Genomic DNA, 13,108 nt, shown 5'->3' on the forward strand with positions numbered 1-13,108 from the left:
ACGTAATATCAAGGATGAACAAACCGCTCCAGTATTGCGAGGTATGACGTTGAGTACTACTAACACCATAGTGAGCCAAGTGAATCGAGACTACACACCCGTTCGCAGTGCTGACACCGGAGGTGTCGGCTGGTTCGGCTCTGAGCGCATTAACCTCGCACGGGCTGTCCGCCTTGTGTTCAGCAGCGCTTTGATTGGCCTGATGGCCACTGGCGCCTGGGCGCAGGAAGAGGCACAGCCAACGGCAGAGCCCCAGCCTGCTGCTGTTGAGGCGCCGTTGGAAGTAGCGACGCCCGAACCGTCAGCGCTGGACAACATTCCGCTTGATGTAGACGTGCTGTACCAGGAAATGGCGCCTGCTGTCATTTATGGCCGCACCGCCATTGAACTGCTGCGCGAACTGGAAACCAAGCATTACTCGCCGGTCGTATTTGACGACGGCTTCAGCGTTGAACTTTATGATCACTACATTGAAGCCCTGGACGGCCAGAAGCTGTACTTTAATGCCAGCGACATCCAGCAGCTCAGCGCGTACCGTGACACGCTTGATGATTCCCTCAAGAACGGTGATCTGCAGCCAGCCTACGAAATCTATAACCTTTACCATCGACGCGTCCTCGAACGTCTGGTGTGGACCGTCAATTTTGTAGAGAACGAGCTGAGTTCACTGGATTACAGCGTTGAGGAGTATCTTGAAATAGATCGTGAGGACGCTGCCTGGGCCTCAGACACAGCATCGCTCGATGATCTGTGGCGACAGCGTATCAAGAGCAGCGCACTCAGCCTGTCACTGACCGGCATGGAACCCGATCTGATTGAGGAACGTCTCAGCAAACGTTATAGAAACCAGCTGAATCAGGTCGCCAAAACCAACGATCGTGATGTGTTTCAGGCCTATCTGGCAACTGTGGCACGCACCGTGGACCCTCATACCAGCTACTTCTCTCCGCGAGACTCAGAAACTTTCAACATGGGCCTGCGTGGATCACTGCAGGGTATCGGCGCGCAGCTAACGTCAGAAGATGAGTACACCAAAGTCGCCGAGCTGATCAAGGGTGGCCCGGCTGAGCGTGGCGGAGAGCTGAAGGCTGGCGATCGCATCATCGGTATCGCGCAGGGTGAAGAAGGTGAAATGCAGGACGTCATTGGTCTGCGCCTGGATGATGTAGTTGACCAGATTCGCGGTGAAGAAGGTACAACCATCCGTCTGAATGTCATTCCGGCAGCGGCAACCAGTGAAGCGGCAGCCCGCGAGATCGTGATCGTACGCGATACCGTAGAGCTTTCAGAGCAATTCGCGAAAAGCGAGGTCATTGAGGTCGAGGTTCAGGACGACATTTACCGCGTTGGCGTGATTACCCTGCCCTCGTTCTACTTTGACTTCGAAGCGGCTGCAGCCGGTCTGCCAAACTACAGAAGTTCTGCCCGCGATGTACGCGCTCTGCTCGAAGAGCTGAAAGAGGACGACGTCGAAGCCGTGGTTGTTGACCTGCGCTACAATGGCGGTGGTTCGTTGAATGAAGCCAATGAACTGGTGGGCCTGTTCATTGATTCGGGTCCGACTGTGCAGATTCGATACTCCGGTCAGCGCAACGGTTTTGTTCGCTCTTATGGCGATGCGGACCAGGAGATCGTATACGACGGTCCGCTGGCTGTGCTCGTGAACCGTGCCAGCGCATCTGCATCAGAAATTTTTGCGGGCGCCATTCAGGACTACCAGCGTGGCGTTGTACTTGGCGGCCAGACCTTCGGTAAAGGCACCGTGCAGGAAATCATTCCGATGAACTATGGTCAGGTGAAACTCACCAGATCCAAGTTCTATCGTATTTCCGGTGCCAGCACGCAGCACCGGGGTGTACTGCCGGATATCGAGTTCCCGGACCGTTATCAGGCCATCGAAACCATGGGTGAAAGCAATCTGGACGGCGCTCTGCCCTGGGACACCGTTCGCCCTGTAGAGTATCGATCTTACAATGACCTGCGCGCCATCATGCCAGAACTGCAAGCCAGACACGAAGCCCGTGCAGCCGAAGATCCTGACTTCGTTTATCTGGAGGACGCCGTTCAGCGCATGATCGAGGTGCGTCAGCGCAAAACCATCCCGCTGCAGCGTGAAGAACTGAAGTCTCAGCGCGAGGCTGATCGCCGAGCAGAATTTGAAGCGAACAATCAGCGCCTGCAGGCCAAAGGACTGCCTCTGGAAGAATGGCGCGACCTCGAGTCAGATTCAGAAGCTGAAGACGAAATCGCTGCTGTTGAAGAGGAAGAGTCTGAAGAAGAGCGCGAAGAAGATGATCCACTGCTGATGGAAAGCGGCCGCATCCTGGTCGACATGGCAGAGCTGCTGGGCAACCCGATGGCTGCTGCATTCCCAGCCGACGCTACCCGCTCGGCGGCACGTGTCGATTCAGAGCAGATGGATTCACTTCCCGGCACTCTGTAAAGAAATTCAATTTGTATAATGCAATCGGCCCGGGTCAGATTCTGACCCGGGCCGATTGCATTTCAGGGAAGTTATTATGTCTCGATCAGGGACGCATCAGGGCCGTCGGTAGGCCTGGGACTGCTTGTGCACAATCGTTTCAAGATCACCCATGGCCACGTTGGCATCAATCAGGTGAAGTCCCCAACCAGCGTTCACACTGCCATCGGGATTCATTACGTCACCGGATATTTCGTCGGTTCTGGCATCATCTGGATCGGCATTAACGGTCACCTGCAGGTAGTTAAAGCCGTTGTTACTGACGCATTTTCCAGTCAGCAACCCGGGAACACTGACAAATGGCGTATGAATTACAACGCCATTATCTGTCCATGGGGACGGACCCGTTGACGAGAATCCCTCGGCAGCATTGTTGCTCAGGTAAGCATGCAACTCGTTGCTGCCCTTGGCCAATTGCGCCGGGTTGGTGCAGGCAGCCTCTGTGCCCTGACCACCCCGGCCAAACAGAGCTGTTGCCGGTGGCGGAACTTCTTCACGGAACGACGCATAGGTAATCACACAACCGATCTGATCTCCGGCTTCACACAGCGGCAGTTGCTTGAAAGTTCCACCTACCAGTTCACCCTCGGGCACCTGCACATTGCTGCCCAGAATCATCGCCGATACGATCTGATCCTGAACTGACGTTCCTTCAATTTCATTCGCGATCAGACGACTGAGCACACCAGCCCCCTGAGAATGACCTATCAATACAACGCCTCGGCCTTCATTGTGATTTTCAAGGTAGTAATTCCATGCATTGAGCACATCGTTGTAACCGAGATTGCGGTCCGGGCGCATGTCGGTATTGCCAGACATGCCAGCTCGTAAGGCTGTCAGAGTCACCTGACGGTACAGCGGCGCGAAGGTGCGGCACTGCGAGCCAAGGCGTGCGAACTGACTCCGCACCACGTTGTATTCCTCCGGCCCGGCGACCATATCACTGTTGGCACCGGCATCCTGGGATACAGTCGGGTAGACATAAAAACAGTCAATCGGTGCCAGTGGATCAGATGTCCACGGCTCCAGATGAATATTGCCATCTGCTTCCACGATAGTTGTACTCATGTCGACCGCACAGGCGCGTGGGTTGTCCGGTCGGCAGAGCCAGTTGGACGAATTTGAATAATCAATGGCCTCGGCGCCTGACTGAGCGTGCGCAGCAGAGACTCCCAGTACACCGCCCAGCGCCGCGCCTGCCAGCCACAGGTGCCCGGCGACGTGTTTTCTCAAAATCATTTTGTTTCCCCCAATTGTGTTTTCCAGATTGGCAAACCGGAGTCAGCATAGATGATTCGTTCATCTCGTCACAAGGCGAAACTGGTGTTAGAGTGTTTGTTTACGACAAAACGAATAACAGGCGGTAACTTTCCGGATGACTTCCCAGCAAACGCCCCCCTCCCTGATGGTTTGCGTACTCCCATTACTGTTACTGTTCGCCCTGCTCGGATATAACGTGGCTGTTTATGGCGACGATTCACTGAGCGGAGCCAACCAGGCGGCGCTGATTGCCGCTGCCGCCCTGGCCGCCGCCCTCGGCCTTTTACAGGGCACGTCCTGGCAGCGAATCCAGGACTTCATTATTGACAATATCAAGGCCGCCACGCTGGCCATCCTGATTCTGTTGATGGTGGGTGCGCTGACCGGCAGCTGGCTTGTCAGTGGCATCGTACCAGCGATGATTTATTATGGCCTGGAGATATTCAATCCCTCATTTTTTATCGCCAGTGCCTGCCTGTTGACTGCACTGGCCGCGGTTGTGATTGGCAGTTCCTGGTCTACATCAGCCACGCTGGGTGTGGCGTTGATGAGCATCGGGCACGCCATGGGTATCAATCCGGGCCTGGTAGCCGGTGCACTGATTTCTGGTGCGTATTTCGGCGACAAAATGTCGCCACTGTCAGACACGACCAACCTGGCGTCCGGGGTTGCCGGCGTCGACTTGTTTACTCACATACGCTACCTGGCGCTGACGGCATTTCCTTCGATACTGCTTACCTTGCTGATATACCTTGTGGTGGGCTGGTTTGCCGGCGGCGAAGCAGCCGATACCAGCAACACAGCCATTTACCAGCAATTAATCAGCGAGAAATTTACACTGAACCCACTTCTACTGCTGGTTCCGGCAGGTGTCATATTTCTGATCATCAAAAAAGTTGCTGCCCTGCCCGCACTGTTTATGGGTGTCCTGGCAGGTCTGATCTGTGCCTTCGTGTTTCAACAGCCCTTACTTGCTGAACTGTCTGCCGCCACAGGCGGCACTTACCAGACGCTGATGCAGGCTATTTACGGCGATACAGCGATACCCACTGGCAATGCCATTCTGGATGATCTACTCAGTACCGGTGGTATGGCGGGCATGCTTTACACCATCTGGCTGATTCTCTCCGCGATGATTTTTGGTGGCGCTATGGAAGCCTCCGGTTTCCTGGCCAGAATCACGAACGCGCTTATCAGTCGCGTAAAGTCGGCAGCAGGACTTGTCACGGCGACAGGCGCAACCTGTATGGTCACCAACGTGTCGGCATCGGATCAGTACCTTTCCATCGTCGTGCCAGGCCGAATGTTCACGCAGGCCTACCAGCAAGCCAATCTGGCGCCGCAGAACCTCAGCAGAACACTTGAAGATACCGGTACCGTGACATCGGTTCTGGTTCCCTGGAATACATGTGGCGCCTATCATGCTGGCGTACTCGGCGTTGCAACCCTGTCCTATGCTCCCTGGGCTCTGTTCTGTCTGATCAGCCCATTAATGACGCTGGCGTTTGCCTGGTTCAGGATTCGTATCGTAAAAACCGAACCCGAATCCGAGCAGATGGCCGCCGCCTGAAACCGGCAAGAGTAAATGACCCTAAGGTGATTCAATGAAAACAAACTGTATCCGTCTGGCGATCTCTCGTTTTTCAGCATCACGCCCCACCCTGCATGGCTCTGCATATCTAATGCTGGCAGCACCACTCGCAGTATTGCCTTCCCTGGCATCTGCCGATGATGCGGCCCTGCATCAAATCGCAGTCAGTCCCTCAGCAGAGAGAATTGAACGTGACATCACCACACTGGCCGGCTTCGGTACACGTCATACATTATCGGAAACTGACTCAGACACGCGCGGAATTGGCGCCGCCCGCCGTTGGCTGAAAGCAGAGTTCGACAGTATTTCAGAAGCCTGTGGCGGTTGCCTTGAGGTGTTTTATGTGAGTGATGTGGTATCTGGCACTGCACGGGTACCGGATCCCGTAGAGGTCGTCAATGTTGTGGCGATTCAGCGCGGTACTCGTGATACCAACCGTTTTGTCATGATGAGTGGTGATATCGACAGTCGGGTCTCCGACATCATGAATTACACGGACGATGCCCCCGGGGCAAACGACAACGCATCGGGGCTGGCTGGAACGCTCGAAGCAGCTCGGGTGCTGACGCAGTATGAGTTCCCCGGATCGATCATCTACACCGGACTATCGGGTGAAGAACAGGGACTTAATGGCGGCGCCATTCTTGCTGAATATGCCCTTGAGCAAGGCTGGGACATCCAGGCTGTCATCAACAACGACATGATAGGCAACAGCCAGGGCATCAATGGTGTTGTCAATAACACGACAGCGCGCGTGTTTTCAGAAGGCACCCGCTACGTTGAGACCGAAGATGAAGCCCGTCAACGTCGCTTCCAGGGAGGTGAGGTCGACTCTGCGTCGCGCAATCTGGCCCGCTACATCGACCTGATGGCTGACCTGTACATACCCAATCTCGATGTCATGATGATTTACCGACTGGACAGATTCGGTCGTGGCGGCCATCACCGCCCGTTTAATGAAGTCGGCTTCCCGGCCGTCCGCATCATGGAAACCAATGAACATTACCATTGGCAGCATCAGGATATTCGTGTTGAAAATGGCATTGCCTATGGCGATGTTCTGGAGCATGTGGACTTCGACTACGCAGCCAAACTGACCGCGCTTAATGCTGTGACCCTGGCTGCCATGGCCTGGGCACCGGCACCTCCTGCAGATGTAAGCATCAGTGGTCAGGTGAGTCCGGATACCACACTCAGCTGGAGCAAAGTGCCAGGAGCCGCTCAATATCGCGTACACTGGCGACTGACCACCGAACCGCAATGGACCTATTCGCGTCTGGTTGGAGATGTCTCAGAGTTTACGCTGGAGAATATTGTCATCGATAACTACTTCTTCGGCGTCTCCAGTGTGTCGGAGACTGGCGTGCAGAGTCCCGTTGTATTCCCGGGTCCCGCTGGCGCGTTCTGAGTAACTGACTGACCAGTCTTCAGCCAGTCAGTTACACAGCCGCCTTATCTAATCAGTCGTACACCACGTTGCGGATCACCGCGTAAAAATCACTCACACCGCGCCGGAAGACCGCTTCCGGTACGCGTTCATCATTGCCATGCACGCCGGTATGTTCGCCCTGGTCAGTAATCATGGGATTAAATCCGTAACTGATGATTCCCAGGTCGCGAGTGAAGTGACTGTCGGTAAATCCGGTGCTGACAGAAGGCAGCACACGCGAGCCAGGGTGCAACTCTCCTGTGACACTTTCAATAGCACGATACAGCCGCGAATTTGTTGTGGAGATGGCGGGCGTGAACGCCATGATGACCTCAACTTCCACGCCACTTTCTGACACCAGTGTCTCCAGTTCGCTGACAAACTGTGCCGCAGGTTTGTCTGGCAGGATACGGCAATCCAGCTCAGCCCAGGCCGTTGGCGGTACCACATTGATCTTGTTCGAACCTTCGAAACGGGTCATGGAGCACGTGTCCCGTGTCAGCGCATGATGGCCGGGACGCTCAGCATGCAGGCGCTGCATGAAGTCGGGATCATTAATTGCCGATGCGAGATTCGCGTAGGCCGCGCGCCACTCGGATGTCATGTTCACTGACAGGCCGGCAAAATATTCCTGTACTGGCGGAATCACCCGCGGTGGGAAGGGATTTTCCATCAGCGTATTCAGCGCCTGAACAATTCGGGTGACCGAACTGGTAACTCTGGGTGACGAGCCGTGCCCGGGCTCATCGATAGCCTTAAGGCGTAACCACACGGGTACCTTTTGCGTAACTTCCACGCCGAAGGTGACATCGTCTTCGATGCGTGATCCACCGCCTCCCTCATTGAGCAGGATGCCAACTCCTTCAAAAATCTCAGGGTGATTGTCTATCAGCCAGCCGACACCAAATTCTCCACCGGCCTCTTCATCGGCAGTCGCCAGGAAAATGACATCCCGATTCAGCGGCAGGCCGGACCGGTGAAGCTCCAGGAATGCGACCAGGTGTGCAATGCCCAGACCTTTCATGTCGCGCGTCCCGCGGCCGTAAATGTAGCCATCGCTGATATCGCCAGATAGCGGATCAAATGACCAGAATTCACGGTCTGCCGGCACAACATCGGTATGCTGCAGGAGAATCAGGCCGGGTTCGTCTCCACCGGGTATACGGGCCCAGATATTGCCTCGGCCGGGGGCGCTTTCGGCGGTCTCATACTCAATGCCCTCGGCTTCAAATATCTGCGCGTAAAAATCTACCGCACGGTATTCATTGCCTGGCGGGTTTATCGTGTCGATCCTTACAAATTCCTGCAACCATTGCACAGCCTGCGATTCAAGCGCATTTTGCGCGCTGACCGTGCCACTTAACAATAATGCACCTGCCAGTGCCAGGCTATGTTTAACCCACTTGATCTTCATCATGGCCTCCGCTTGTCAGCGTGATAGAGTGAGAGAGTCCAGAGAACAACTCTGCGTTTCATTTGTTTCGTGTATTCAAGGTGATTCCGATCATGACATCTGTAACCATAAATCTCCATATCTCCAATGCATTACCTCACGGCAATCAGGCACATAGCCAGGATATCCTGTCCCTGTGGCAGGACGTCGCGGCCTTCTTTCGCGAGCGCCCCTTTCGCGCCAGTGGTGACACCGCAGATAACGAACAGGACTATCAGGTGACATTTGACGCTGGCGCAGTGGTTGATCTGATGGATCAGGCACTGCGCCACAGCGGCAGCTTTGATCGTTATCGCGAGGCCATGGGCCACGAAGTTACTCCGCCTTTTGGTGTCGATGTCAGTGTCACATTAAGCGCCCGGGACACCATTACAGAAAGGGACGGATACGGCGTAGCCACTGTCTTTCTGCAGCAACTGGTACTGGCCGCCAACATCTGTGTGCCTGGTGCCATCCAACTGCTTGGAACGTGGTTCAACGGTGATGGCGCCGCACACTACGAAGCGCAGACATACGATTCGCACCTGCTGCATGGCGCGCATCAGGCGGCGGCTCTGAATGAATGGCCGAAACTGGAAACGCTGCCCTTCAGTCACGTGTGGGGCTGGCTCGAAAAAACCGAGTCGAGCAGCACACACACCGCCCTAAAGGATATCAACAAAGCCCTGTTCACCTTCCTGAAGGTGGCACAGCAGCGCCAGGAATACAGCGCCCGCACGGTCATGCTGGTCGCCTATTTGCTGGAAACCTTGCTGGCCTGCCGGCCATCAGGTCTTCAGAGTCGGCTCGGTGCGCGCCTGCGCACGATACTGGGATCCATTCCGGAAGGCGCAGACTGTGTTCGGGAGCTGCAGGAGATTCGTGACAACCTGTTCCTTGCCAGCCAGCCGGTTCATCGCCCCCCGCTTTTGGGCAGCAGAGGCACTGAAACGACAGCTACGCAGCCAGGACAACACAACAGCGTTGTTGAGGGAGGCATGGCCATCACTCTGGCCCTTCTTCAGGATCTGGTGAAGCATGAGGCATTGAGCTATCAGTTCACTGAACAATGGAGTCGCAAGTGATACTGACTCTCACCATGAGCCCTGCCGTGGACATGTTTGCCGTCACTGAGCAGTTTTTTCATGACAGTAAAACACGTTGCCAGATCACCCGGCACCTACCTGGAGGTGGCGGCATCAACGTCGCTCGCAATCTTCGGCGCATGGGCATCAGCACAACGGCTGTTTTCCCGGCCGGAGGCTTCCACGGTGAGTTGCTTTCAAAACTGCTGGAGGAGGATGGCCAAAGCTGTCTGCGCGTCTCAGTAACGCATGAGACGACTCAGAACATCGTGCTCGATGAAAAAGCCACCGGCCTTGCATTGCATCTGGTGTTTCCGGGTGCCCGTCTGGAAAAGGATGAATGGCTGGCCTGCCAGAAAGCCATTCGTGACTTCAGCCCCCAGCCACAACTGCTGGTCATCAGTGGGTCCCTGCCTCCTTCTGTACCTGATTCATTTTTTGCCGAGCTTGTTGAGCAATGCCATGAGCGCAACCTTCGGGTCGTGCTCGACACCTCAGGTAATCCCTTGCGCCTGGCTCTCGCCAAAGGTGTCCATCTGGTAAAACTGAACCGCGAAGATTTCTCCGCGCTTGGATACGATGGAGGCGAGTCACCCGCCGAGAGACTGCCAGCGCTCAAGACAATGCTGGCTGAAGGAATGGCAGACCACATGGTGCTGACACTTGGCCCCAATGGCGCGATGCTGGGCAGCCGTGACGGGCTGCACCTGCATGCAAGGCCACCCAGTGTCGAGGTAGTCAGCCATGCAGGAGCTGGTGATGCTTTCGTGTCGGTCATGACCTGCAAGCTCTATCAGGGCCAGCCCGTGCGTGAGGCGTTTGCTTATGGTGTGGCCGCAGCAGCGGCAGCGATCAGCACACCTGGCAACCAGCTTGAGGATATGGATTGGCTCGAGCAGGTCCGTGCGGGTACGGTGATGACCGAACTCTGACCGTGCATGACGCAAGGTGTCGAACTCTTACGTTCAAATCTCTCCCCGCTGCTGGGCAGTGGCGAAACTAATGACGTCGGAGGATAGCATTGTGGCGCGAGGAAACTTTAAATGGCGGAGGGGGAGGATTGATTGCAAACAGCCTGTAGGCTGTTTACAACCCCTGCTTCGCAGAAGCCGGGGCTTCGCGCTGGCGCGCTCGTCGCACCTTGCTGTGCAAGGTGTCGAACTCTAACGTTCAAATCTCTCCCTGCTCCTTGGCCATGGAGAAATTTTCAACGTTTGAGGATGGCAATGGACTGCGAGGATACTATAAATGGCGGAGGGGGAGAGATTCGAACTCTCGGAGGGCTTTCACCCTCGCCGGTTTTCAAGACCGGTGCATTCAACCGCTCTGCCACCCCTCCGCAGCGCGAGAAGCGGCATGTTACTACAATTTTGCCGTCAGTCAACAGCCAGAATAAAAATCACCTGTTGCCCGGTCTTTTAACAGGTCGAAGTCAAACCGAAATGCATTGATTTCGGGTAGGCAGTCGGTATGATTAGCGACTGAAGGACGTTAACCATAGTATTTTTTGGAGGTTTACCTGTATGAGCCAGTACCAGATTGGTACCACACAGAGCCGCGAGTCAGCGGTTGTTGTCAACAAGGTTCTTAAAAACACCTACATGCTGCTTGCCCTGACGCTGGCATTCAGCGCGCTGACTGCCGGATTCGCAATGGCGAGCAACGCTGCGCCCGTCAACATCTGGGTCATGCTGATCGGCTTCTACGGATTGCTGTTCCTCACGCACAAGCTTTCTGACAGCGCCTGGGGCCTGTTGTCCGTTTTCGCACTGACCGGTTTTATGGGGTATACACTGGGCCCTATCCTCGGTTACTACACTGCAACCGCCAATGGCAGCCAGCTGGTCATGACGGCCATGGGTGGCACCGCGTTCATCTTCCTGGGTCTGTCAGCCTACGCGTTAATCTCTCGTAAGGACTTCAGCTTCCTGAACGGTTTCATGATGGCAGGTTTCTTTGTAATTCTGGCCATGTTCGTAGCCAATCTGTTCCTGCAGATTCCGGCCCTGCAACTGGTCCTGTCAGGCGCCTTCATGCTGTTCTCCAGCGCCGCTATCCTGATGCAGACTGGCGCGATCATAAATGGCGGTGAGCGCAATTACATTCTGGCTACCGTTACCCTTTACGTTTCGCTGTACAACATCTTCATCAGTCTGCTGAATCTGCTGACAGCATTCGGCGGCGAAGAGTAAGGCACTCTTGACATACGGCTGCCAGTGCTTACACCCATCGGCAGCCTGCAAGCTCAACCTCAATAGTCTTTTGCTAACTCAATAGCCCCGGTTTCCCCGGGGCTTTTTGTTACTGGGTGGTAATCGTGCATAATACGCAGCTATCAATTACAGCCAGCCAGCACACAACTGAGAAACCGCTGTGAAAATCAGTCTGCTTATCATGTCCGCACCGGGCGAGAATCAATCCAACCAGTCCGCCTTGAGCTTCGCACGTGCAGCTCTTGATGCAGGACACGAAATTTACCGGCTGTTTTTCTACGAACAGGGTGTCGGTACTGGCACAAATCTCGCCGTTGTCCCGCAGGATGAATACGATCTCAGAGCAGCATGGCAGGAACTGATCCAGCAGCACGATCTGGACGCTGTGGTCTGTGTGGCATCAGCGCTGAAACGCGGGCTACTCAACGAAGAGGAAGCTGAACGCTACGAAAGGCCTGCCGCCAATCTGGCAAAAGGTTTCAACATTTCCGGCCTGGGGCAATGGGTGGATGCCTGTATAAACTCCGATCGGCTGGTCAGCTTTTAAAGGTCAGGGATCAAACCAGCCATGAGCAAAACACGCACTATAACCCTGCTGATCCAGCAAGCACCATACGGTAGCAGCAAACCCAAAGCTGCTCTGGACATGGCCTTGTCCGCCGCAGTTTTCGAGCAAAATGTGCAACTGATTTTCATGTCAGATGGCATATTTCAGCTGCTTCCGGACCAGCAACCCGCTGACATTCTGGCCAAAAACACCTCTGCCGCACTAACTGCGCTGCCGCTTTATGGCATCGAATCAGTCTATGTTGATGCGGCATCCCTGCAACATCGTAATCTGTCTCTCGAAGGCCTGGCTATAGATGCCGAATCTGTTTCGACTGAGCAGCTGGCCACGCTGATTCACGAATCGGATGTCCTGGTCGCATTATGAGCACCCTGCATATCATCAACCAGTCGCCTTTCTCCGGTAAATCACTGGAACAATGCCTGTCTGTCTGTCGCGATGGCGACAGCATCCTTTTTACTCAGGACGGCGTTTTAGTGCTTCAGAATCAGCAGGCTCTGGCCGTGCTGAAAGTGGCGTATTACGTGCTGGCAGAAGACGCGAAGGCTCGTGGCCTGGAGCAGGCCCTGTCAACGTCTGGCGCAAAGGCCGCAGGCTACGACGACTTCGTGACACTGGTCTGCAGCCACCAGAATTCGGTCACCTGGTCCTGACATGAAGGCACTATCCCTGCCTGATGGCCGCCGTATACCGCTGGACAAGGACGGCTACCTGCGCTCTCTGGATGACTGGAGCATCGAGGTAGCCGGCACGCTGGCAAACAACGAAAACATCTCGCTGACAGACGCACACTGGGAAATCATCCACCTGGTCCAGCAGTTCTACGAAGAAACCGGCCTGGCCCCTGCCACTCGCGCGCTGGTCCGCCTGGTGGCACAACGCGCTGGCCCTGACAAAGGGCGCAGTATCTATTTGATGAAGCTGTTTGGAGGCAAGCCGGCATTGACTGTCAGCAAACTGGCTGGACTGCCCCGCCCTGCAAATTGTTTCTAGACAGCATTCGACTTTGGCTTTCTGCTATGATTTGGCTTCAGGCGAGACTGAATGA

The 13,108-nt window shown here is 55.1% G+C and carries 12 protein-coding genes and 1 tRNA gene; 10 read left to right on the forward strand and 3 right to left on the reverse strand.

Going from position 1 to position 13,108, the window contains the following annotated elements; all coding sequences use genetic code 11:
• The first annotated feature begins 79 nt into the window (after positions 1-79).
• Positions 80-2,443, forward strand: coding sequence for a carboxy terminal-processing peptidase (locus LVD14_RS11080; RefSeq protein ID WP_237134140.1), 2,364 nt, complete (start codon positions 80-82; stop codon positions 2,441-2,443).
• A gap of 96 nt (positions 2,444-2,539) precedes the next feature.
• Here LVD14_RS11080 and LVD14_RS11085 read toward each other — a convergent pair whose 3' ends face one another.
• Positions 2,540-3,721, reverse strand: coding sequence for a DUF3089 domain-containing protein (locus LVD14_RS11085; RefSeq protein ID WP_237134141.1), 1,182 nt, complete (start codon positions 3,719-3,721; stop codon positions 2,540-2,542).
• 136 nt (positions 3,722-3,857) lie between these two features.
• On the opposite strand from LVD14_RS11085, the gene nhaC reads away from it, so the two are divergent.
• Complete coding sequence (gene nhaC / locus LVD14_RS11090; protein WP_237134142.1) at positions 3,858-5,312, forward strand: Na+/H+ antiporter NhaC; 1,455 nt, start codon at positions 3,858-3,860, stop codon at positions 5,310-5,312.
• A 34-nt stretch (positions 5,313-5,346) separates the two neighbouring features.
• Positions 5,347-6,741, forward strand: coding sequence for a M28 family metallopeptidase (locus tag LVD14_RS11095; RefSeq protein ID WP_317622139.1), 1,395 nt, complete (start codon positions 5,347-5,349; stop codon positions 6,739-6,741).
• 52 nt (positions 6,742-6,793) lie between these two features.
• On the opposite strand, the gene LVD14_RS11100 is transcribed toward LVD14_RS11095, so the two are convergent.
• Positions 6,794-8,179, reverse strand: coding sequence for a M20/M25/M40 family metallo-hydrolase (locus LVD14_RS11100; protein WP_237134143.1), 1,386 nt, complete (start codon positions 8,177-8,179; stop codon positions 6,794-6,796).
• Between the two features lie 89 nt (positions 8,180-8,268).
• Here LVD14_RS11100 and LVD14_RS11105 point away from each other — a divergent pair, with 89 nt between their 5' ends.
• Complete coding sequence (locus tag LVD14_RS11105; RefSeq protein ID WP_237134144.1) at positions 8,269-9,279, forward strand: hypothetical protein; 1,011 nt, start codon at positions 8,269-8,271, stop codon at positions 9,277-9,279.
• The gene (locus tag LVD14_RS11110; protein ID WP_237134145.1) at positions 9,276-10,211 is read left to right on the forward strand and encodes a 1-phosphofructokinase family hexose kinase; all 936 of its coding nucleotides are present in this window, start codon (positions 9,276-9,278) and stop codon (positions 10,209-10,211) included. The genes LVD14_RS11105 and LVD14_RS11110 overlap by 4 nt, the downstream gene beginning before the upstream one ends.
• Before the next feature lie 317 nt (positions 10,212-10,528).
• Here the strand turns inward: LVD14_RS11110 and LVD14_RS11115 are convergent.
• Positions 10,529-10,618, reverse strand: a tRNA-Ser gene (locus tag LVD14_RS11115).
• Positions 10,619-10,802: 184 nt separating this feature from the next.
• On the opposite strand from LVD14_RS11115, the gene LVD14_RS11120 reads away from it, so the two are divergent.
• The 5 genes from LVD14_RS11120 to LVD14_RS11140 all read left to right on the forward strand — a co-directional run bounded on the left by LVD14_RS11120 (position 10,803) and on the right by LVD14_RS11140 (position 13,053).
• Entirely contained in the window at positions 10,803-11,471 is a 669-nt protein-coding gene (locus LVD14_RS11120; protein WP_237134146.1) for a Bax inhibitor-1/YccA family protein, read from the forward strand.
• A 181-nt stretch (positions 11,472-11,652) separates the two neighbouring features.
• The gene (gene tusD, locus LVD14_RS11125; protein WP_237134147.1) at positions 11,653-12,039 is read left to right on the forward strand and encodes a sulfurtransferase complex subunit TusD; all 387 of its coding nucleotides are present in this window, start codon (positions 11,653-11,655) and stop codon (positions 12,037-12,039) included.
• 21 nt (positions 12,040-12,060) lie between these two features.
• Complete coding sequence (gene tusC / locus LVD14_RS11130) at positions 12,061-12,426, forward strand: sulfurtransferase complex subunit TusC (RefSeq protein WP_237134148.1); 366 nt, start codon at positions 12,061-12,063, stop codon at positions 12,424-12,426.
• The gene (gene tusB, locus LVD14_RS11135; RefSeq protein ID WP_237134149.1) at positions 12,423-12,713 is read left to right on the forward strand and encodes a sulfurtransferase complex subunit TusB; all 291 of its coding nucleotides are present in this window, start codon (positions 12,423-12,425) and stop codon (positions 12,711-12,713) included. Before tusC ends, tusB begins: the two co-directional genes overlap by 4 nt.
• A gap of 1 nt (position 12,714) precedes the next feature.
• Positions 12,715-13,053, forward strand: coding sequence for a TusE/DsrC/DsvC family sulfur relay protein (locus tag LVD14_RS11140; RefSeq protein ID WP_237134150.1), 339 nt, complete (start codon positions 12,715-12,717; stop codon positions 13,051-13,053).
• Positions 13,054-13,108: the final 55 nt, after the last annotated feature.

Origin of the sequence: Pseudohongiella sp. O18, assembly GCF_021729085.1 — a bacterium.
Classification (GTDB): Bacteria; Pseudomonadota; Gammaproteobacteria; order Pseudomonadales; family Pseudohongiellaceae; genus Pseudohongiella.